Source organism: Mesorhizobium sp. WSM4813 (assembly GCF_055811555.1).
In genome coordinates this window covers 1-19,360 of the sequence record NZ_JBVVQU010000084.1, presented here as the reverse complement: position 1 = coordinate 19,360, position 19,360 = coordinate 1, and the positions used below count along the sequence as shown (strand labels likewise).

The window sequence follows — 19,360 nt, the reverse complement described above, 5'->3', positions numbered from 1 at the left end:
CGTGCAGGCTGGAACGATGCTTATCTCTTCCAGCTCATGACTCAAATGCGATAGCCCTGCCCTCAAGAGGGGAGATTGGCCGTCACTGCGGCCTTCGCCAATCTCCAACGTTGCAGGAGTGAGCGGAGCGCGGAAGCTGCTGATCTCCCCCTTTGCGGCCCTTTGCGGGGGGAGATGGCCGGCAGGCCAGAGGGGGGTGCTGTCCCTTCAACATCAAAGACTTACGGTCTGCGCAGCGAGGAACCATCAATTATGAAGCCGCATCGACAGGTCGAGCGAGGCTGGCAGCGGATTCCACCAGCCTGTCCGAAGGCCGGCGATACGCAGAGCCGCCGCCGTCCAGGTGTTGCAGCCGACCAGCGCATTGAAATGACCGTTGGCTTCGTAGAAGCGGTCGAACCTGGAATAGCCGGCATTCTCGATCAGGATCGGACCGTTGGGCCCTTGCTGGAAACTTGCGGCGATGAAGTCGAGCAGTGCTGCAAAACGCTCCTCGCTGATGTCGAAGCGGGCGACGTCAGGGTGCAGCTCGACAATGTTACCGGCGACATCGACATGCATCACCGAGGAGTCAAGGGTTAGCGCCTTCATCACCGGCACCGCCTTCAGCGCCGACCAGGTCGGCGTCTCCAGATAGAAGGCGCGGCCTCCCCAGCCGAAGACGATGTAGCGGACCTCAGCCATGTCGACCTGAATGCCGTCATCAATCAGGAAATGGAAGCGCTTGCGCACGTCGTCGTCGACCGGGACGGCGATATCGGTGTGGATCGGATTTTTCAGCACCAGGATGTGCCTGCTGGCGACCGGATCGGCGGTGGCCGCCGGCAACGTCGGCCGTGGAATGAACGTGCCCAGCATCACGGCAAGCGCGATTACCACCACCAGAATGGCGAGAAAACGCCCAAGCTTTTTCATGGGGACGGCTTTTTTCATGAGGAACCGCCTTGCAACCGGGGCGCGATTGTCGGCTAACAGCTCAGACGCAAAAGAGCCCGGCCGGGTTTCGGTCGGGCTCTTTTGATTGCTCGAGCGCGATCAGTGCAGGATCTGCGACAGGAATAGTTTTGTACGCTCGTGGCGCGGATTGTCGAAGAACTCGGCCGGCGTGTTCTGCTCGACGATCTGGCCCTGATCCATGAAGATCACCCGGTTGGCGACCTTGCGCGCAAAGCCCATCTCGTGGGTGACGCAGAGCATGGTCATGCCCTCTTCGGCGAGGCCAACCATCGTCTCCAGCACTTCCTTGATCATTTCCGGATCGAGCGCCGAGGTCGGCTCGTCAAACAGCATGATGCGCGGGTTCATGCATAACGAGCGGGCGATGGCGACGCGCTGCTGCTGACCGCCGGAAAGCTGGCCGGGGTATTTGTGGGCCTGTTCCGGGATCTTGACGCGCGTGAGGAAGTGCATGGCGATTTCCTCGGCCTGCTTCTTCGGCGTCTTGCGTACCCAGATCGGCGCCAGCGTGCAGTTTTCCAGGATGGTCAGATGCGGGAACAGGTTGAAATGCTGGAATACCATGCCGACCTCGCGGCGCACCTCGTCGATCTTCTTGAGGTCGTTGGTCAATTCCTTGCCGTCGACGATGATCTTGCCCTTCTGGTGCTCTTCCAGGCGGTTGATGCAGCGGATCATCGTCGATTTGCCGGAGCCCGAAGGGCCGCAAATGACGATGCGCTCGCCGCGCATCACCTTCAGGTTGATGTCCTTCAGCACATGGAATTCGCCGTACCATTTGTGCATGGCGATGATGTCGATGGCGACATCGGTGGTGGAAACCTGCATCTTGGCGGCATTGACCTTGATCTCTTCCGCGCTGACTGCATTTTCTATGGCCATGGAAGGTTCCCTTTTTTGTTCTTAGCGTTTGTAACTGGTGTCGAGCCGGCGTTCCGTGAACATCGAATAACGCGACATACCGAAACAGAACAGCCAGAAGACGAAGGCAGCGAACACCAGGCCGGACCTGGCCGTCTGCGGCGTTGCCCAGTTGGCGTCGGAAAAATTCTGTTTGACGACGCCGAGCAGGTCGAACATCGAGATGATCGAGACCAGGCTGGTGTCCTTGAACATGCCGATGAACGTGTTGACGATGCCGGGAATGACCAGCTTCAACGCCTGCGGCAGCACGATCAGGCCCATCTTCTGCCAGTAGCCGAGGCCGAGCGAATCCGCACCCTCATACTGGCCCTTGGGGATCGCCTGCAAGCCGCCGCGCACCACTTCGGCCATATAGGCAGCGGCAAACAGCGAGACACCGATCAGCGCGCGCAGGAACTTGTCGAAGGTGACGCCGGCCGGCAGGAACAGCGGCAGCATGACGCTGGCCATGAACAGGACGGTGATCAGCGGGATGCCGCGCACCGTCTCGATGAAGATGACGCACAGCATTTTGACGATCGGCATCTTCGATCGCCGGCCCAGCGCCAGTACGATGCCGAGGGGCAGCGACACGGCAATGCCGACGAAGGACAGGGTGAGCGTCACCAGCAGCCCGCCCCATAGGGAGGTTTCGACATGCGGCAGGCCGAACACGCCACCAACCAGCAGGATGAAGGCAAAGATCGGCAGCGCCCCGAAGAACAAAATGGCGTTCAGCCCCTTGCGCGGCACCTTCGGGATGAGCAGCGGAACCAGCAGTGCCACGAACAGGATGGCGACCAGGATCGGCCGCCAGCGCTCATCGATCGGATAGCGGCCGAACATGAACTGGCCGAACTTGGCGTTGACGAAGGCCCAACAGGCGCCGGACCAGCCGTCCGGCTGGATACCGCCCTGCGCCACCGTGGCGCAGAAGGTGCGGTCCGTGCCGGTCCATTGGGCGTTGATGAACGCCCAGCTGATCAGTTGCGGCAGGATCATCGCGACCAGCACGATGCCGATGATTGTCAGGATCGTGTCGCCGGCCGAAGCGATCAGGTTCTTGCGTATCCAGGCGCCCAGGCCGCGCTCGCTTGGCGGCGCCGACTGTGCCAGCGCCATTTCGACGCGGACGAAGGAAAGGTCGTGCTCCTGCATGTCCCTACCTCTCCACTAGCGCCATTCTGGCGTTGACCACGTTCATGATCGCCGACGTCAACAGACTGAGCGCGAGATAGACCACCATCATGATCAGCACGCACTCAATCGCCTGGCCGGTCTGGTTCAGCACCGTGCCGGTCGTCGCCGTCAGGTCCGGGTAGCCAATGGCGATGGCGAGCGACGAGTTCTTGGTCAGGTTCAGATACTGGCTGGTCAGCGGCGGAATGACGATGCGCATGGCTTGCGGAATGACGACAAGCCGCAGGATCGATCCCGGCCGCAGCCCGAGCGCACCGGCTGCCTCGGTCTGCCCCTTGCTGACGCCCATGATGCCGGCCCGCACGATTTCGGCGATGAAGGCCGCCGTATAGAAGGACAGCGCCAGGTAGAGCGACAGGAACTCCGGCTTGACCTGAAAGCCGCCAGTCAGGTTGAAGGTCGATTGCTTTGGATAATCGAAGCTCAGCGGGAAGCCGCTCAGCGCGTAGGCCAGCAACGGCAAGCCGATGATCAAAGCCACTGATGTCCAGAACACAGGGAATTGCTGGCCGGTCGCCATCTGCCGCTGACGCGCCTTGCGGGCGACGAACCACGCCATGGCAATTCCGAGAAGCAGGGCCACCAGGATAAGCCAGGAGCCCTCGCCCCAGACAGGGCGCAAAAAGTAGAAGCCGCGCTGGTTGAGAAATGAGCCGAATGGCAGGTTGATGCTTTCGCGTGGCGGCGGCAGCACCGAAAGCACGCCTGAATACCAGAAGAAGATGACCAGCAGCGGCGGGATGTTGCGGAAGACCTCGACATAGACCGTGCAGATCTTGCGGATCAGCCAGTTGTGCGAAAGCCGGCCGACGCCGAGGATGAAGCCGATGAGCGTGGCGGTGATGATGCCGGCGACGGCGACGATGAGCGTGTTGATGAAGCCGACCAGAATGGCGCGGCCATAGGTCGAATCCGACGAATAGGCAATGGCGCTGTCACTGATGTCGAAGCCGGCGCGCCCCCTGAGGAAGCCGAAACCTGACGCAATGCGCAGGCGCGTCAGATTGTCGATAGTGTTTTGGACGATCCACCAGACCAACGCCACCAGCACGATGACGACCACCGCCTGGAAGAATATGCCGCGGACCTTCGGATCGTTGATAAAGGAGCCGCGGCTTGGCTCCTCGCGAAGAATTTCCTGCGATGCCATTCGACCATCCCCTGGAAAGAGAAACCGGAAGGCAGAGAGCTGCCTTCCGGATCACATTTCGATCAGCGGATCGGCGGAGAGTATTGCAGGCCGCCCTTGGTCCACAGCGCGTTGATGCCGCGCGCGATCTTCAGCGGGCTGCCCGACCCGACATTGCGTTCGAACATTTCACCGTAATTGCCAACTGCTTTGACGATGTTGACGACCCAATCGTTGGAGACGCCGAGATCGGTGCCGATCTTGGTATCGGCCTCCTGACCGAGCACGCGCTTGATCTCGGGATTGTCCGAGGTCTTCATCTCTTCGACATTGGCCTTGGTGATGCCGAGTTCCTCGGCGCCGAGCAGCGCGAAGTAGGTCCACTTGACGATGTGGTACCATTGGTCGTCGCCCTGGCGCACGGCCGGTCCGAGCGGTTCCTTGGAGATGATCTCGGGCAGCACGACGTGGTCGGCGGGTGCGCCGAGCGTCAGGCGGATGCCGTAGAGACCCGACTGGTCGGTGGTGTAGACGTCGCAGCGGCCAGCGTCATAGGCGGCGTTGACCTCTTCCAGCTTTTCGAAGACGACCGGGTTGTACTCCATCTTGTTCGACTTGAAATAGTCGGCGAGGTTGAGCTCGGTCGTGGTGCCGCTCTGCACACAGACCGCCGCGCCCGAAAGCTGCAGCGCGGAGTTCACGCCCGGCAGCTTCTTGGCGTTGATCATGAAGCCCTGGCCGTCATAGTAGGTGACGCCGACGAAGTTCAGCCCAAGCGCGGTATCGCGGTTGATGGTCCAAGTGGTGTTGCGCGACAGGAGATCGATCTCGCCTGACTGCAGCGCGGTGAAGCGTTCCTTGGCGCTGAGCGGCGTGAACTTGACCTTGGTGCCATCGCCGAAAACGGCGGCCGCGACAGCGCGGCAGAAATCCGCATCGATGCCTTGCCAGTCGCCCTTGTCGTCCGGCGCCGAGAAGCCGGCCAGACCGGTCGAGACGCCGCATTGGATGAAGCCCTTGGCCTTGACGTCGTCGAGCGTGGCCGCCGACGCGGCCGAAGCCACCAATCCAAGCGCGGCGGCGCCCAGAATGCCGATTGCAATGTGTTTCATAACCCACAGACCCTTTTCTGTTTTTTTCAGGCGAACCTGACTTTTTTCCGTGAACGCAGCTTCCGGTTCCGGCCCATTCCCGGAACCCGCATCGCAACCGACGCGCTGCCTCCCATTCACGAACTGCATCGAAGGCGATTATTTCAGTGAGGTCAAGGAAAATGACCGAAACCGAATGAGTTCGAAAACCAATTGCCGCAAATGCCTGAATTGCAGACAAACGCGCCTGGAAATTAGTCAGCGGTGCGAACAAAGCCGGCAAAGCCCGGTCAACGCAAATCGCCGCTGCGCCGGCAAACCCTTCGCCCGGATTTACCGCGTATGACTGACTTGTCATGCGATGAATTGGCATATGCAAAGTCCGCCGGCTGGCGGATGGCGAACGGTTGCGCGGCCAATGCCGCCGCACTATGGCTAGCGCTTCATCAGAGGCGAAGTGCGATGGCAAAAGACGGCAACGAAATGGGCATCAACACGCGGCTTGCCCACTCGGGCAACAATCCGCACGACTATTTCGGCTTCGTCAATCCGCCGGTCGTGCATGCCTCGACCGTGCTCTATCCCAACGCGGCGACGATGGCGGCACGCAGTCAGAAATACACCTACGGCACGCGCGGCACGCCGACCACCGACGCGCTTGCCAGCGCCATCGACGGGCTGGAAGGCTCGGCCGGCACGATTGTGGTGCCCTCGGGCCTGGCGGCGGTGACGGTGCCGCTGCTCGCCTTCCTGTCGGCGGGCGACCATGTCCTGATCGTCGATTCTGTCTATCACCCGACCCGCAATTTCGCCGATACGATGTTGAAACGGCTGGGCGTCCAGGTCGAGTACTACGATCCACATGTAGGTGCCGGTATAGCGGCGCTGATCAAGTCCAACACCAGGGTCGTGTTCACCGAATCGCCGGCCTCCAACACTTTCGAGGTGCAGGACATACCGGCCATCGCCAGCGCGGCACACGCCGCAGGTGCGATCGTCATGATGGACAACACCTGGGCGACGCCGCTCTACTTCCGCCCGCTCGACTATGGCGTCGACATCTCGATCCATGCGGCGACGAAATATCCGGCTGGCCATTCCGACGTGCTGCTCGGCACCGCGTCGGCCAACAAGGCCTGCTGGAAACAGCTTTGCGAGACGTTTTACACGATGGGCTGCTGCGCCGGGCCGGACGATGTCTATCAGGTGCTGCGCGGCCTGCGCACCATGGGTGTGCGCCTCGACCACCATCAGCGCAGCGCACTTGATATCGCCGGCTGGCTGGAGGGCCAGCCGGGCGTGGCGCGTGTGCTGCATCCAGCGCTTGCCAGCCACCCTGATCACGATCTCTGGAAACGGGATTTCTGCGGCTCGAGCGGCATTTTTTCGATCGTGCTCAAGGGCGGCGGCCAGAAACAGCAGCATGCTTTCCTCGACGCGCTCAGGATATTCGGCCTTGGCTATTCCTGGGGCGGTTATGAGAGCCTTGCCGTGCCGGTCTTCCTCGGCGACCGCGTCGTCGCCAAGGGTCCTTATGATGGCCCGCTCATCCGCCTGCAGATCGGGCTTGAGGATGTCGATGACCTCAAGGCCGACCTTGCGCGCGGTCTCGCCGCGGCGGTGGGTTGAGCTGCAGTGGCGAGCTTCCAAAACCGATTCGGAAAACGCGCTCAACCTCTTGAAAAGACTAGCCGGATCACGCTGTGTAGCTGCTCCGGCTGGCGGCCCGGACCTCGCCTGATCTACCCGCGTCGCGCAACAATATTTCCCAAATCCGCTATTTCTCGGATTGGTTTGGCTTTCGAATTCAGCAGTCTGGCGTCATTGCAAGGCGTTTCAAAGTTCAACACTCCTAGGGGATCAACCCTAGAGTGGGATAAACCCCAGAGCACCCATGGCCTTTCGTCTTTTTTCTCCCATACTGGCCGGCGCGACACTGCGCGAGCGCATGATCGCCTGTTTCGGTGCGACGATCGGCATTGCGCTGACCGGCGCGATCGGTGGCCTCGTGCTCGGCAGCGGCCCGCATGTGCCGCTGCTCGTGGCGCCGATGGGTGCCTCGGCCGTGCTTTTGTTCGCAGTGCCGGCGAGCCCGTTGGCGCAACCCTGGTCGATCATCGGCGGCAACACCATATCGGCGCTCGTCGGCGTGATTGTGGCGCGTTTCATACATGAGCCCGTCCTTGCGGCGGGCATTGCGGTATCATTGGCCATCGCCGCGATGTCGTTCACACGCTGCCTGCATCCACCAGGCGGCGCGGCGGCTCTGACGGCGGTGTTCGGCGGCCCGGCCGTCATCGACGCCGGCTTCCTGTTTCCGTTCGTGCCGGTGGCATTGAACTCGATCGTGCTGGTGGCGCTCGGATACGGTTTTCACAAGCTGACGCGACGGACCTACCCGCATGGTGCCACCGCTGCGTCAAAGAACAGCCACGGCACCATCGATCCACCGGCGCAGGAGCGTATCGGTTTCCGGCCCGAGGACATCGATGCTGCGCTCGGCGCTTTGGAGGAGACGTTCGACATCGACCGCAATGATCTCGAACGGCTACTGCGGCAGGTGGAGTTACAGGCGATGGTGCGCACGCACCGGACCTTGCTGTGCGAGGATATCATGTCGCGCGACGTGATTTCCGTGGACGAGCATGCTGATGCCGACGAGGCTCGTCATCTGCTGCTCGATCACAATATCCGGACGCTGCCGGTCGTCGACGCCGAGGCCAAGCTTATCGGCGCCGTCGGATTGCGCGAACTGGCGCGGGCAGCGCAAGCGGTGAAAAGCGTAACAAAGGCCGTGGCGACTGCCTCGGCGAGCGCGCCGGCCATGGGCCTCCTGCCGGTGCTTACCGACGGCCGCAGCCACGCCGTCGTTATCGTAGACGACAACCAGCACATCCTCGGCCTCATTACGCAGACCGATCTGCTGGCCGCAGCGGCACGCGCGCAAGCTGGCGACAAGGCGTTGGTGGAAGCGGTAGCGTAGGCGGTGCCGGCAGCCGGGAAAAATGTTCGGGAACCTTTTCCCGGTTAGGCCGTCCAATGTTTCGATCGGAGGATTTGCTTCCGGTCATGAGATTGGCTCGCGATGAGGAAACCGGCCATGTCTGCCACCGTCATGCCCGCCGCATCTGGCGAGATGCAGCTTGTCGGCCGTGCGCTGGCGCGCGAGGGCGGAGCCTTCCACACGATTATCAAAATGCACAACCAGCGACTCTATCGTATCGCCCGCAGCGTCGTCCGCAACGACAGCGAGGCTGAAGACATCGTGCAGGAGGCTTATGTCAGGGCCTTTGCCCAGCTCGGGGATTTTCGCGGCGAATCCTCTCTCGCCACATGGCTGTCGCGCATCGTCATCAACGAGGCGCTTGGGCGTTTGCGCAAAAGGCGGCGAACGGTAGCGATGCCGCAAAATCTACAAGCCGAAATCATCAAGTTCCCCCTCAATCCCGGCGACGATCCGGAGCGGATGATGGCGCAACGGCAGATCCTCGAGCTTGTTGAACGGGCGACCGATCGCCTTCCCGATGTCTACCGGACAGTATTCGTGGCGCGGGTGGTCGAGGGTCTCAGCACAGACGAGACCGCAGAATTGCTTGATGTGCGGCCCGAAACCGTCAAGACCCGGCTGCACCGCGCTCGCGCCTTCGTCCGCAAGGCGCTGGCCGATCAGATCGGCCCGGTGCTGCTCGATGCCTTCCCCTTCGCCGGCCGCCGGTGTGAACGGCTGACCGCCGCGGTGATGCAGAGGCTTGGCTTTACGGACTGATTTTTCCCGAATTCCCGGGAACGTTTGCCCCCTTCCGGCATCCAATCATCGTCAACTGAAAATGCCCGGAGCCAACCGCATCCGGCGAAGGAGAACGTCATGTTTATTCGATCGACCACCGCACTGGCCGCGCTTTTCCTGCTAAGCGAAGCGACGTTGGCGCAAGCCTCCGACAAGCCGAGCGACCCGCAGATCGCCCACATCGCCTACACAGCCGGCGTGCTTGACGTCGAGGCGGCCATGCAAGCACTGAAGAAATCGAGGAACAAGGAGATTCTCGATTTCGCCAAAGACATGGTGCGAGACCATGAAGCCGTGAACAAACAAGCGCTTGACCTGGTCAAGAAGCTCAACGTGACGCCAGAGGACAACGCCACCAGCAAGGCGCTGACCAAGGCGGCGGCCGAGGAACGGGCGAAGCTCGCCAAGCTCGACGGCGCCGCGTTCGACAAGGCCTATGTCGACAACGAGGTCGCCTACCACAAGCAGGTCAACGGCGCGCTCGAAACCCTGCTGATCCCCTCAGCCGAGAACGCCGAACTGAAGAGCCTGCTGGAGACCGGCCTGAAGCTATTCCAGGGCCATGAACAGCATGCCGAACATGTCGCCGGCATGCTGAAATGAGAACAGCACCGACGGTGTCGAAACGGCATCTGTGGATTGCAATGGCGCTGACTGTTGCTGCCGCACCCGCCAAGGCCGAAACGATTGAGGTGACGGTCGAGAAGCTGGTGTTCTCGCCAGCCGCTGTCGAAGCGAAGGTCGGCGACACGATCGAGTGGATCAACAAGGACGTGTTCGCCCACACGGCGACCGTCAAAGGCGGCTGGGAGGTGATGATCCCGCCGAAGACATCGGCGAGCCTGACGCTGAAGAGGGCAGGTTCGTTCGACTATTTCTGCCGCTTCCACCCCAACATGAAAGGGCAAATGACGGTGACGTCGCCCTAGCCAAGCCAGCAGAGACCGCCCTGCACGCGCAGGGCGGTCGGGCGGCGTCAAGCCGCCTGGTAGCGGGGCACCGGCTCGCGGTCTGCGTCGCGGCGAACAGGGTGGCGCGGGCGGCGTCGTAGATTTCCCACAGCGCGACGGTTTGGTCGAGGTCCGCCAGGATGCCCATGATCGGCGAACGAAACATGCTGTGCTGACGCCACTCGGAAAAGCGCGATACCAGCAGGCATATGTCGTGTGGGTCGAGGCCAACCGGCGCGTCGAGGCGATTTTGGGGGCGGCCGCGGCCGAAAAGCTGAGGAGCCTCGCCGACGATGTCGCCTCGCAGGACTTTCTCGACGCCTATGTTTCGAAGCCGGCGGGCAGCACCGAATGGTCGGAGCGTTAGAGCGCCGCGCATCCTTTGAGACGCGCCGCGGACGGTCTGGTCCAGTCTTTCTACGACCAGCGACCGCCGCTCGAATGCAGGCGGACGACAATCTGTGCTAAAGTAACCCTATGAAAGCATGGCTGGAAGCGGCAAAGAGCCGGGCGCGCGACATCAAGCTCGATGTCGTCGCCCTGTGGTTCGCCGCACGCGATCCTCGGGTGCCCTGGTCCGCGAAACTCGTGGCGGGGATGGTGGCCGCCTATGCGCTTTCCCCAATCGACCTGATCCCGGATTTTATTCCGGTGCTCGGTTATCTCGACGACCTGATCATAGTGCCGCTCGGCGTAATCCTGGCCATAAGGCTTGTTCCGCCGTCGCTGATGGACGAGTTTCGAGCGCAGGCTGCCGCGCTCGAAACACGCCCGCAAAGCAGGACGGGAATGTTCTTTGTCGTGGCGCTCTGGCTGGCTTTGGCAGCCTTGCTGATCTGGGCTTTTTGGCCCACCCACGCCAAATAGTCCGATCAGGCTTTCTCCATGATCGAACGCCTTGAATACCTCCGGAACTACCGACGTCTGTTCAGTTGTTTGACGCCGACTCCAGCGAGGTGACAATCCACTTGCGCTTCACTCGCCAGTAGCAACGCGCGTCCATGAACCGGAATAGCTCGGCTTGCGGCGTGCGATCCAGGCATCGAGCCCTTCGCACAGATCGGCGGTCGGCGCCATGCGGGCGAACTGTTCGGCCTCAACCAGCAATCCTTCCGCGATGGACTGGTTGAGGCCGCGCGTCACTGCGGTAAGGATACTGGCGACGGCCAGTTGTGAGTGCTGGGAAATACGCTGAGCGAGATCCAGTGCAACCGGTATCAGGTCGTCGTGTGGAACCACTCGGTTGACGAGGCCGAGTTCGAGTGCGCGTTGCGGCGAGAACGCCTCGCCGGTCAGCAGCAATTCGAGCGCCCGCTTTCGTCCAGCGAGCCTCGGTAGGCGCTGCGTGCCGCCGAAGGTCGGGGGCATGGCGAGAATGATTTCGGGCTTGGCGAATGAGGCACGCTCGCTGGCGACGGCAAGTGGCACGGCCTCGGTGATTTCGCAGCCTCCGCCAAAGGCAAGGCCGTTGACGGCGGCGATGACGGGTTTGCGGAACGCTTCCAGCCGCGCCGTCAATCGCTGCCCGCGCATGACGAAATCGCGCAAGGCGACATCGGCGCCAAGCGCCACGCTTGCTGAGAATTCGTGGATGTCGCCGCCCGCCGAGAACGCCCGCTCGCCTGCGCCGGTGAGGATGACTGCCCGGATGGAGCCATCGATCTCGACGGCGTCGAGGATGGCCAGCAGGCGGTCGATCAAGGCGTAGTTCAGCGCGTTGAGTTTTTCAGGGCGATTGAGAGTCAGCACGGCAACTCCGTCGCGAACCTCGCCTAGGACAAGTTCGGTCATTTGGCTTCCTTTCCCGGATACGGTGGCAGGAAAGGATCAGGCTTTCGATTGTTTGTATATTCACTAGTCGGTATACCTCATGCTATGAAGCAAGCGCCCAGCCCTACCCGCAAACGCATTGTCGACGCCGCGACGAAGCTCTTTTATTCCGAGGGGATTGGCCGCGTCAGCGTCGATGCCGTCGCCGAAAAGGCAGGCCTCACCAAGCGCACGCTTTACTATCATTTCAAGAGCAAGGACGACCTGATCGCTGCCTATCTCGATGGCCGCGACCAGCCGAACCTGAAGCAGATGGCGGGCTGGTTCGACGCCGCCGAAGGCGGTCCCGATCGCAAGGTCGAAGCGATCTTCACCAATCTGGCACGCGTGGCACGCCATCCCAGGTGGAAAGGATGCGGTTTCCTGCGAACGGCCGCGGAACTCGCCGCCATGCCCGGGCACCCGGCGATCAAGGTCGGGTCGCGACACAAGGCGAATTTCGAAAAATGGCTGGCCAGCGAAATGTCAGGCCGCGGCATCTTGGAGCCGCAGACCCTGGCGCGCGAAATCGTCCTTCTCATGGACGGCGCCTTCTCGATCATGCTGATCCACCGCAACCCCGACTATATCGAGGCGGCGGGGCATGCCGCCTCGACGCTTGTTCGGGCGAGATCCCAAAACAGCGTATGATGACCGGCTCGCAGTGCTGCCGCAACGATCCGTGTCGCCTAAACCCCGAGCGCCAGCCATGCCGTCCCGGCAAGCAGCGTAACCAGCGTCAGCGGCAGACCGACCTTGAAGAAGGCGGCGAAGGACAGTGGTGTGCCGGAGACCCGCGCGTACTCGGCGACGATCAAATTGGCGACTGAACCGAGCAGCGTGAAATTACCGGCCAGCGTCGAGCTCATGGCGACGACCAGCCAGGCGCGCTCGGGGTCTTCCAGGCCGGGTATGAACGGCCGCAGCGCCAGCACGGCCGGAACGTTGCTCATGATGTTGGACAGCACAGCGGTGAAGCCGGACAGCCGCCAGACGTCGTCCAGCCCGAGGTCTTTTGCCAAGACGACGATGTCGGGGCTGAGCAGCGTCTTCTCGGCGCCGGCGACGACGATGAACAAGCCGGCAAACATGAACAGCAGCGGCCCGTCGATCTCGCGGTAGATGCGCGCCGGCTTGATGGCGCGGGTCACGAGAAGAATGGCGCCGCCGATGAGCGCCGCCTTGGCAACCGGAACGCCGGCAAAGAAGGCGATCGCCAGCCCGATGCAGACCACCACCGCCTTGAGCACCTGTCCCGGCAGCATACGGCCGCGATAGACCTCGGGGCTGAGTTCGGCCTTGCGCGCGAATTCGGTGCGATAGACGATCCGTACGATGACGATGACGGCGCCGAGGCCGAACAGCGCGACCGGCGCCAGGGCTGCCGAGAAGGCCGGATAGGATATCCCCGGCAGCGCGCCGATGACCATATTCTGCGGATTGCCGGTGATGGTGGCGACGCTGCCGCAATTCGACGCCGTCGCCGTAGCGATCAGATAGGGGACAGGGTTGCGGTTGATGACGCGGGTGACGTGGACGACGATCGGCGCCATGACCAGGCAGATCGCGTCGTTGACCAGGAACGCTGACAGAACGCCGGTCAGCAGCGTCACCATCACCAGCAGCATGAACGGCGCGTGCGCGTGCTCGATGGCGACGGCGCCGAGCGCGCGAAAAGCGCCCGACACTTTCAGATGCGCCACGACGATCATCATGCCGAGCAGCAGCGTAATGGTGTCGAAATTGATGGCACGGTAGGCGTCCTCCAGGCTGAGCGCACCGATGGCGATCATCGCCGCACCGCCGAGCAGCGCGATGCCTGCCCGGTCGAGGCGCAAGCCGGGGAACCTGCCGACGGCGACGCCGGCATAGGTCAGGATCAGGATCAGCAGTGCCGCCGCACCCATCAATGTCATTCGTGGAAAAGCCCCGTTCAGGTCCGCCCTGCCCCGCCATAAGGGTAGCCGGCGCAAGCTGTGATTCCTGCCGCCACACTCACCCGAGCTCAATCCGATCGGGCGAGCCTTGGCAATATCAAACATTGATGCGACGCGCACAGCGTCGAACCAGGCGCATCATCGGCCAACTCATCCCGACAATCACACCAGCATTGTTTCTCGTAAAACGTTGGGGGTATGCTTCCGTCAAAGATAAAGGCTTAGAAGAAGCCCAAGCTCATTGGAATCATGGCGAGGATGGAGACTGTCCCCACCTTTGGGCCGGCCGACCAGCAAAGCGAAGAACGCGCCTTCGGCATGGCAAAGCGAGCGCTGAACACCCGGCTGACGCGGCATACGATCTGGCGCAGGCAGTTGGATGGAAGCACAGTCTTCATGCCAAGCCGCGTGAGGCGCCAAAGTTCTACATCGCGATCGGCGCCTTCACGCTGAATCGGCCTGAATTTCCTGGGTTTCAACCCAATGAAGGCGCTCGTCTGGTCCGGCATCGTGCAGGGCTTTTCCACGCCGCCACTGCTTCTTCTTATCATGCTAATGACGAACAACCCGCGGATCATGGGAGACAAGGTCAACAGCCGCACAACCAACGCTCTGGGATGGGCTACTACGGTCGCAATCTTTTCCGCCTCTTTAGGGCTGGTAGCGACCTGGTTTATCTAGGTCACCATGACGCTCGGCGCCATACCCCGGCAATTCGAGCTCACTTTCGATGAAGGATTTGGTCTGCACATCTGCCGCATCTATCGCGCCTCCGGCGGGGGAGTGGCCAAGTGCGCGTGCTTCTTGAAGATACCAATCTTGTCGGGATAGGTAATCCGGATCTGGCGTCCGCATCCCTCGCACCTGTAGTGGGAGACGACCTGAAACCAACTGCCGTTCTTGATGACGGTGAAGTTGCACTGCGGGCATTGGAAAGTCAGGCCAACAGAGAACAGGCTGGGAGAGAGGGACATTGCAGCGCTTCGCTTTCTTGAGTGCTTAACGGCGGCTCTGGTTAGTCCAGCGTCTCGAGCACAAAGGATGCAGCAATAAAATCGTCGGCATCGATTCTGCCCTTGCCATCCTCCATGACGGCTGCGACCTTTCGAAAGGTCATCAGTTCGCTCTCGGTAATCCGGGCGCCGCGCATCCTCTCGCTGAGGTCAGCCACTCGCATTCGCAGCGCCTCGGAGGCTCCAATCTCACGGTTTGACATGGTGATATCCTCCCTTGCTGGCTACCCGCCGCACCTTTCGGCACGGCGGGCTGTCCTCCCAGTCGCATTCGTCATTCGATAATTTTGATGATCTTGCGTGTGCCCGGGTCAACGACAACGGTTCGGTTGTCGACGACAACGGTCCGGTATTTGGTTTTGGGAACTTCATGAAGTTCGACCGTCTCGGGCACGGTTGAGCCGATATTGAGCTCCACTCCAGGGATTTTCACCGATGCGAGCGGCTGTTTCTTCACATATTCCCTGATGACCGTCTCCTGTTCAGGCTCGATGATTACGTCCTGAGCAGCAGCGGCGCCGATGCCCGCCAGCAGCAGAAATCCTGCGGCGAAAGTTGAAAGATGCATTCTCATAATGGGCTCCTTGCGTGAGTTCCGCTGAACGGCTCGTCGCGCCAGCCCCACCCAACCTCAGGCGGCCGCAAACGTTCCCTGATTGGGCTTCGGTCTTCTCAAAGGTAGGACCTAAGTCTGACGTTGCTGTACGCATAGGGCTAGGACGGGGCGCAGCCCGGAACCGGGACTGCCAGCACTCGTTGCTCGCCATGTGCTCACAGGAGAGAGACCATGGAGAATAGTGTTTACCAAGCTCGCTGGTTACTCGCTCCGATGTTCGCTGTATCGATCACGTTCCTGGCGATAGGAATCATCGTTAGCTAAAGGCACCCGATTTGAGATCCGCGCAGCTAAGTCCCTTCCTGCGCTGATAAGCGACCACCCGCCGTTCCTCGATTTGGCGGGTGGTCCGCAAATCATGGCTTGGCCAGTCCGGCCGGGCGAGGCCTGTCAACGATCAAGGTTGCGAGGGCGGCATCACCTCACAGCAGGTCTTCGGCAACCCCGTCGAACTTCCTGAGGCCTACGCTTGGAGGCTTCTGCTTGAGAAGGCCCTGTTCAGATGCGGCCGCCTCGAATGCAGCGAACGCAGCCTGGTGACTGCAATGTCCGGCCAGGCATTCCTCAACCATTCGGATTGCCTCAAGTCGGGACGGCTTGTCCATGAATGGCCATGGTTGCTGAAGCGCGGTCTCAGCATCAGGTATCGACGCAACCAGCATCGATTTGTGATTCAGGTAAATCGTAATCGGTATAAACGCCGGCATCTTTGTCGCTTCTCCAGAATTGAAGTGGCTAAACGCGAAGACATGGCGGTGGTTGCATGACCGTGCATCGGGCAGTGGTGCTCTGAATTCGCCAGGCGAAGCCGCGTTGCTCGGTCTCACGGGCTGGACGTCCGAAGAGCCTTGATCGTTTCGGTACCCTGGACGAAGAAGCTTGGCGATTATCTGACGCCCCTACCGCTTTGTAGCTAGGGCTTTTGCTTCCCGGAGCAGCGATGCCCATTGGAGCCCGAGGAAGAAGATAAGCTCTCGGGCCTGTTCTTCGGTAATGCCGGTTTCTTTGACCAAGCGTCGAACAACGATTTCAGGGTTGTTCGGCGCTCTATCCTGTTCGTCAGCCATAGGAGAAACTCCTTGCGCTGCTAACTTCGCTATCTGGCGCTTGTTCCCGAGCGCGTGACTAAAAAAAGCCCCGAGCCAACCCTATCCAGCCGTATCGGCAGTTGGCAGCTACGGCACGGGGACGTCAGTCCCCAAAGGGCAGCCGGCCGGCAGCTCTGGCGTCAGCACGGAGGGCTGCGGCCCGGAGTGGCGGCTCCGGCAAGTCAGCCGGAATCATCGACCTCACAAGTGGGCCGACTGCCTTGGCGATGAACTTTCCAGAGGCGAATGCTGAATCGCACCCTTCCGGGATAACACCGGTGTGCACCACGAAAGGCACGCCCATCAGGACGGGCGTTCATCTGCCAGCCACCTTTGAGCCTCCTCGCAGGATGCTGCCAGGAAGACTGTAAATCCTGCGTCGCAAAGCGCCAGTTCGAGATCGAACGCTATGAGAGGTTCATCCTCAGCAACGAGGACGACTGTCTTTTTCGCCAAAAGTGCATGTCCGATCTCGCAGCGCTTGTCTGTGATGACGTGCTGCAGAAGTCCCTAACTGTCAGTCTAATCGTTTGTTCCACACGAAAAAGCCCGCCGCACCTTTCGGCACGGCGGGCGAGCGTCCTAGTCGTTCACCAGGCACGAGGGGGTGGGCGGGGGGTGTGTGCCCGCTGCGCAGAAATCCTACGCGCGCCGGCTGCGTCGCGTCTAGCAACCGGCGGTTGGAGGATCGAGCGCTAGCTAGAAGAGCGTAGCAACCCCTACTCAGTAGCCGCAGCTTCGTCGGGCGTGAGCGCACATAAGCGCGGCCCTACTGATGCCGCGCGAGCCGGTCCATGGGTGCGTTTGCTTCGGCCAGACTAGCCAGCGCTTGCTCGACTTTTTGAGCCGAGGCGTCAGTGCGCTTGATGTGCCGGATGATTTGCTGCTTCAGCCGCGCGAGCCTTTCGGCGCGATATACGTATTTCGCAGTTCAAGGTGGAGGGTCGCTAGCCTCATGGGCGACGATTCCGATTATCTAGCAGTAGAATTCGCGGAGCCGCCTTTCGTTCCGATGTCCGACCTTGCCTCGCAAAGGGCTGGCCGGACGGCCGCGACGAACGAGCCGCATCCCTGCCAAAAGAGATCGTCCGCTGATGCTGCTCAGTCGACCGCCGGTCCAACCAGACGGTAGCGGAAGTGATTGCGGATGTGCTCGTTGAAGTAGCGGCCCTTGGCAAAGGCGGCTTTGAACGCGGCAAAGGTCTCCGGCGGCACGCCCTCAAACTCGTACCGTTTGCCGCTGGCCACGAACCACACCGAAAGGACTTTGCGCTCCGGATCGTATTCCGTTTTGCGTATCGAGGTGGATGGCATGGGACGATCGCTCGATTAAAAGCCGTCAACGATCGGAAGCCCGTCACGTTCCCTTCTGTAGGGGCGGCCCAAAATGGGGCGATCGCGCGTCATTCCGGCTCGACGCGCGCGTGCTGAAGTCTCGCCAGGAGCCGACCGGGGCGCTCCAATCGCCCTAACCGAACGGAAAACCAGCCCGGCAGCAATTCCGTGGAACCTTTCAAAGCCGCATGCCTTGTCCGTTCTTCATGGAAGGAGATGCGAAATGAGCCTTGACATAGGAAAAGTCGCCATAGCCTTGCTTGGCCTGCTTGCCTACAAGAACAGGGACAAGATCGGCGAGTTAATCACCGATAGGACCTCGACAGATCCCAAAAGCGCTGGCTCCCCCGGCGGGCTCGGCGATATCCTGGACAACCGTCTCCGGAATGCGGGGGCGGGTGATCAAGTTGATTCTTGGGTCGGTACAGGATCAAATCGCCCCGTTCAGCGCGATCAGGTCGAGAAAGCGATCGACCCGCAAACGTTGAGCGATCTCGCTGACCGAACCGGTTTGTCCCGCGACGAACTTCTCGACCGGCTCACAAGAGAACTGCCCGACGCGGTGGACAAGCTTACTCCCGACGGCCAGATGCCTGTGAGCAAAGGTCCAAATCTTCTCGACGAGATCCCTGGAGCTAGTCGCACTTAGCACCAAGCTGAAAAATGAGGGCCCGCGTCTCCGGCAGAGGACGCGGGCTGATCGGGAAATCCGATCGCACTGCGAGAACATGCTGCAGAAGCAGAACTTCCGCTCAAGCCAAGTTGTTTCATACGAAAAAATCCCACCGCACCTTTCGGCACGGCGGGCGAGATCAAATCGATCGCTGACAGGCTTGCTCTTGTCGGCACAAGCGAACGGCACGCCGTCGAAGCCTTGTAGCCACGCTTCGACGTATTCGTACCAATACTGCGGGACGCCACGCTACTTGCCGTCTTGCGAGCCTGACCCGCCATACATCCAGGCGCACACGTCACGCGTTCCTGGTCCTTTTTAGCTACGGCCATAATAAGTCCCACGATATGGATTGGCCCCAGGGCGGACATCTACCGGTAACTATCTGGGTCCTTAGCCTTCCCGGCCTTGCAACTAACCTTACTCAGAACAGCCTTACGGTAAGCGCCATTAAACACGCGGATAGCCCGTGTGAATTTAGCGGGAGGCGCCAAGTGTTTATCTAGCCCCTCGTTCAAAAGGAGGGGGACAGCCATCATGGCTTTTCCACTTTCGCTTGGTCTCAGCGCCGGGCACCTTTTCAATAGGCCATAGATGCCACCTGAAATTTCTGCAGCCCGATGCAATTTGCCATCTGCCATACGTGCCAAGTAATTGATGTTTTGCTCTAACTTCCCGGCCGAAGCAGTCGATATTGTGAAGCAGATTCCTGCGATGACCGTTGCCAAAATGCGGCTCAACGTTTCCCCCTCTTCTTGCATAACTCGCCCCTACTAATCACCCGTTATCATAGCTGTACGCATCCGGTGAAGATCGCAGACGTGCGTATCCGGCGGCCATGAGCACCTGAGCACAGCGGTGCTGGGGTCAAG

General features: G+C 60.9%; 23 protein-coding genes. 11 read left to right on the top strand and 12 right to left on the bottom strand.

Annotated features, from left to right (window positions below; genetic code table 11):
- Window positions 1-246: 246 nt before the first annotated feature.
- The 5 genes from AC0L25_RS30285 to AC0L25_RS30265 form a co-directional block, all read right to left on the bottom strand.
- Window positions 247-915 carry a TIGR02117 family protein gene (locus AC0L25_RS30285; RefSeq protein WP_473598827.1) on the bottom strand — a complete coding sequence of 223 codons (669 nt, stop codon included), beginning with the start codon at window positions 913-915 and terminating at the stop codon, window positions 247-249.
- Window positions 916-1,035: 120 nt separating this feature from the next.
- Entirely contained in the window at window positions 1,036-1,839 is an 804-nt protein-coding gene (locus tag AC0L25_RS30280; protein WP_473598825.1) for an amino acid ABC transporter ATP-binding protein, read from the bottom strand.
- 21 nt (window positions 1,840-1,860) lie between these two features.
- Window positions 1,861-3,018 (bottom strand): amino acid ABC transporter permease, encoded by a 1,158-nt coding sequence (locus tag AC0L25_RS30275; protein ID WP_473598824.1) that lies wholly within the window; start codon window positions 3,016-3,018, stop codon window positions 1,861-1,863.
- 4 nt (window positions 3,019-3,022) lie between these two features.
- Window positions 3,023-4,210: an amino acid ABC transporter permease gene (locus AC0L25_RS30270; RefSeq protein WP_473598823.1), complete on the bottom strand. Its 1,188-nt coding sequence runs from the start codon at window positions 4,208-4,210 to the stop codon at window positions 3,023-3,025.
- Window positions 4,211-4,272: 62 nt separating this feature from the next.
- Window positions 4,273-5,301 (bottom strand): amino acid ABC transporter substrate-binding protein, encoded by a 1,029-nt coding sequence (locus AC0L25_RS30265; RefSeq protein ID WP_473598822.1) that lies wholly within the window; start codon window positions 5,299-5,301, stop codon window positions 4,273-4,275.
- 441 nt (window positions 5,302-5,742) lie between these two features.
- Here AC0L25_RS30265 and AC0L25_RS30260 point away from each other — a divergent pair, with 441 nt between their 5' ends.
- From AC0L25_RS30260 to AC0L25_RS30230, 7 genes are all read left to right on the top strand, one after another.
- Window positions 5,743-6,909, top strand: coding sequence for a cystathionine beta-lyase (locus AC0L25_RS30260; RefSeq protein WP_473598821.1), 1,167 nt, complete (start codon window positions 5,743-5,745; stop codon window positions 6,907-6,909).
- Window positions 6,910-7,174: 265 nt separating this feature from the next.
- A complete protein-coding gene (locus tag AC0L25_RS30255; RefSeq protein ID WP_473598820.1) occupies window positions 7,175-8,263 on the top strand; it encodes an HPP family protein in 1,089 nt (362 codons plus the stop codon).
- 117 nt (window positions 8,264-8,380) lie between these two features.
- Window positions 8,381-9,046: an RNA polymerase sigma factor gene (locus tag AC0L25_RS30250; RefSeq protein ID WP_473598819.1), complete on the top strand. Its 666-nt coding sequence runs from the start codon at window positions 8,381-8,383 to the stop codon at window positions 9,044-9,046.
- A gap of 99 nt (window positions 9,047-9,145) precedes the next feature.
- Window positions 9,146-9,670: a DUF4142 domain-containing protein gene (locus tag AC0L25_RS30245; protein WP_473598818.1), complete on the top strand. Its 525-nt coding sequence runs from the start codon at window positions 9,146-9,148 to the stop codon at window positions 9,668-9,670.
- The gene (locus AC0L25_RS30240) at window positions 9,667-9,996 is read left to right on the top strand and encodes a cupredoxin domain-containing protein (protein ID WP_473598817.1); all 330 of its coding nucleotides are present in this window, start codon (window positions 9,667-9,669) and stop codon (window positions 9,994-9,996) included. Before AC0L25_RS30245 ends, AC0L25_RS30240 begins: the two co-directional genes overlap by 4 nt.
- 190 nt (window positions 9,997-10,186) lie before the next feature.
- Window positions 10,187-10,384, top strand: coding sequence for a hypothetical protein (locus AC0L25_RS30235; protein WP_473598816.1), 198 nt, complete (start codon window positions 10,187-10,189; stop codon window positions 10,382-10,384).
- Window positions 10,385-10,494: 110 nt separating this feature from the next.
- Window positions 10,495-10,884, top strand: a complete 390-nt coding sequence (locus AC0L25_RS30230) for a YkvA family protein (protein WP_473598815.1) — start codon at window positions 10,495-10,497, stop codon at window positions 10,882-10,884.
- A gap of 108 nt (window positions 10,885-10,992) precedes the next feature.
- On the opposite strand, the gene AC0L25_RS30225 is transcribed toward AC0L25_RS30230, so the two are convergent.
- Window positions 10,993-11,808, bottom strand: a complete 816-nt coding sequence (locus AC0L25_RS30225) for a crotonase/enoyl-CoA hydratase family protein (protein ID WP_473598814.1) — start codon at window positions 11,806-11,808, stop codon at window positions 10,993-10,995.
- 84 nt (window positions 11,809-11,892) lie between these two features.
- Between AC0L25_RS30225 and AC0L25_RS30220 the strand changes: the two genes are divergently transcribed.
- Entirely contained in the window at window positions 11,893-12,477 is a 585-nt protein-coding gene (locus AC0L25_RS30220; RefSeq protein WP_473598813.1) for a TetR/AcrR family transcriptional regulator, read from the top strand.
- Window positions 12,478-12,515: 38 nt separating this feature from the next.
- On the opposite strand, the gene AC0L25_RS30215 is transcribed toward AC0L25_RS30220, so the two are convergent.
- Window positions 12,516-13,742 (bottom strand): anion transporter, encoded by a 1,227-nt coding sequence (locus AC0L25_RS30215; protein ID WP_473598812.1) that lies wholly within the window; start codon window positions 13,740-13,742, stop codon window positions 12,516-12,518.
- 504 nt (window positions 13,743-14,246) lie between these two features.
- Here AC0L25_RS30215 and AC0L25_RS30210 point away from each other — a divergent pair.
- Both AC0L25_RS30210 and AC0L25_RS30205 read left to right on the top strand, forming a co-directional pair.
- A complete protein-coding gene (locus AC0L25_RS30210) occupies window positions 14,247-14,444 on the top strand; it encodes a hypothetical protein (RefSeq protein ID WP_473598811.1) in 198 nt (65 codons plus the stop codon).
- 110 nt (window positions 14,445-14,554) lie between these two features.
- Entirely contained in the window at window positions 14,555-14,758 is a 204-nt protein-coding gene (locus AC0L25_RS30205; protein ID WP_473598810.1) for a hypothetical protein, read from the top strand.
- Between the two features lie 20 nt (window positions 14,759-14,778).
- On the opposite strand, the gene AC0L25_RS30200 is transcribed toward AC0L25_RS30205, so the two are convergent.
- From AC0L25_RS30200 to AC0L25_RS30180, 5 genes are all read right to left on the bottom strand, one after another.
- On the bottom strand, window positions 14,779-14,979 hold the full coding sequence (locus AC0L25_RS30200) for a hypothetical protein (protein ID WP_473598809.1): 201 nt from the start codon (window positions 14,977-14,979) through the stop codon (window positions 14,779-14,781).
- Window positions 14,980-15,050: 71 nt separating this feature from the next.
- Window positions 15,051-15,350, bottom strand: coding sequence for a DUF1236 domain-containing protein (locus tag AC0L25_RS30195; protein ID WP_473598808.1), 300 nt, complete (start codon window positions 15,348-15,350; stop codon window positions 15,051-15,053).
- 464 nt (window positions 15,351-15,814) lie between these two features.
- On the bottom strand, window positions 15,815-16,054 hold the full coding sequence (locus AC0L25_RS30190; RefSeq protein WP_473598826.1) for a DUF982 domain-containing protein: 240 nt from the start codon (window positions 16,052-16,054) through the stop codon (window positions 15,815-15,817).
- A 237-nt stretch (window positions 16,055-16,291) separates the two neighbouring features.
- On the bottom strand, window positions 16,292-16,459 hold the full coding sequence (locus AC0L25_RS30185) for a hypothetical protein (protein ID WP_473598807.1): 168 nt from the start codon (window positions 16,457-16,459) through the stop codon (window positions 16,292-16,294).
- A gap of 1,122 nt (window positions 16,460-17,581) precedes the next feature.
- Entirely contained in the window at window positions 17,582-17,794 is a 213-nt protein-coding gene (locus AC0L25_RS30180; RefSeq protein ID WP_473598806.1) for a KTSC domain-containing protein, read from the bottom strand.
- A 244-nt stretch (window positions 17,795-18,038) separates the two neighbouring features.
- Between AC0L25_RS30180 and AC0L25_RS30175 the strand changes: the two genes are divergently transcribed.
- Complete coding sequence (locus tag AC0L25_RS30175) at window positions 18,039-18,464, top strand: YidB family protein (protein WP_473598805.1); 426 nt, start codon at window positions 18,039-18,041, stop codon at window positions 18,462-18,464.
- The last annotated feature ends 896 nt before the right edge of the window (window positions 18,465-19,360 follow it).

Coding starts and splice junctions, on each gene's coding strand:
- AC0L25_RS30285 (WP_473598827.1), bottom strand. CDS start 915: ATGAAAAAGCTTGGGCGTTTTCTCGCCATTCTGGTGGTGGTAATCGCG.
- AC0L25_RS30280 (WP_473598825.1), bottom strand. CDS start 1,839: ATGGCCATAGAAAATGCAGTCAGCGCGGAAGAGATCAAGGTCAATGCC.
- AC0L25_RS30275 (WP_473598824.1), bottom strand. CDS start 3,018: ATGCAGGAGCACGACCTTTCCTTCGTCCGCGTCGAAATGGCGCTGGCA.
- AC0L25_RS30270 (WP_473598823.1), bottom strand. CDS start 4,210: ATGGCATCGCAGGAAATTCTTCGCGAGGAGCCAAGCCGCGGCTCCTTT.
- AC0L25_RS30265 (WP_473598822.1), bottom strand. CDS start 5,301: ATGAAACACATTGCAATCGGCATTCTGGGCGCCGCCGCGCTTGGATTG.
- AC0L25_RS30260 (WP_473598821.1), top strand. CDS start 5,743: ATGGCAAAAGACGGCAACGAAATGGGCATCAACACGCGGCTTGCCCAC.
- AC0L25_RS30255 (WP_473598820.1), top strand. CDS start 7,175: ATGGCCTTTCGTCTTTTTTCTCCCATACTGGCCGGCGCGACACTGCGC.
- AC0L25_RS30250 (WP_473598819.1), top strand. CDS start 8,381: ATGTCTGCCACCGTCATGCCCGCCGCATCTGGCGAGATGCAGCTTGTC.
- AC0L25_RS30245 (WP_473598818.1), top strand. CDS start 9,146: ATGTTTATTCGATCGACCACCGCACTGGCCGCGCTTTTCCTGCTAAGC.
- AC0L25_RS30240 (WP_473598817.1), top strand. CDS start 9,667: ATGAGAACAGCACCGACGGTGTCGAAACGGCATCTGTGGATTGCAATG.
- AC0L25_RS30230 (WP_473598815.1), top strand. CDS start 10,495: ATGAAAGCATGGCTGGAAGCGGCAAAGAGCCGGGCGCGCGACATCAAG.
- AC0L25_RS30225 (WP_473598814.1), bottom strand. CDS start 11,808: ATGACCGAACTTGTCCTAGGCGAGGTTCGCGACGGAGTTGCCGTGCTG.
- AC0L25_RS30220 (WP_473598813.1), top strand. CDS start 11,893: ATGAAGCAAGCGCCCAGCCCTACCCGCAAACGCATTGTCGACGCCGCG.
- AC0L25_RS30215 (WP_473598812.1), bottom strand. CDS start 13,742: ATGACATTGATGGGTGCGGCGGCACTGCTGATCCTGATCCTGACCTAT.
- AC0L25_RS30210 (WP_473598811.1), top strand. CDS start 14,247: ATGAAGGCGCTCGTCTGGTCCGGCATCGTGCAGGGCTTTTCCACGCCG.
- AC0L25_RS30200 (WP_473598809.1), bottom strand. CDS start 14,979: ATGTCAAACCGTGAGATTGGAGCCTCCGAGGCGCTGCGAATGCGAGTG.
- AC0L25_RS30195 (WP_473598808.1), bottom strand. CDS start 15,350: ATGAGAATGCATCTTTCAACTTTCGCCGCAGGATTTCTGCTGCTGGCG.
- AC0L25_RS30190 (WP_473598826.1), bottom strand. CDS start 16,054: ATGCTGGTTGCGTCGATACCTGATGCTGAGACCGCGCTTCAGCAACCA.
- AC0L25_RS30185 (WP_473598807.1), bottom strand. CDS start 16,459: ATGGCTGACGAACAGGATAGAGCGCCGAACAACCCTGAAATCGTTGTT.
- AC0L25_RS30180 (WP_473598806.1), bottom strand. CDS start 17,794: ATGCCATCCACCTCGATACGCAAAACGGAATACGATCCGGAGCGCAAA.
- AC0L25_RS30175 (WP_473598805.1), top strand. CDS start 18,039: ATGAGCCTTGACATAGGAAAAGTCGCCATAGCCTTGCTTGGCCTGCTT.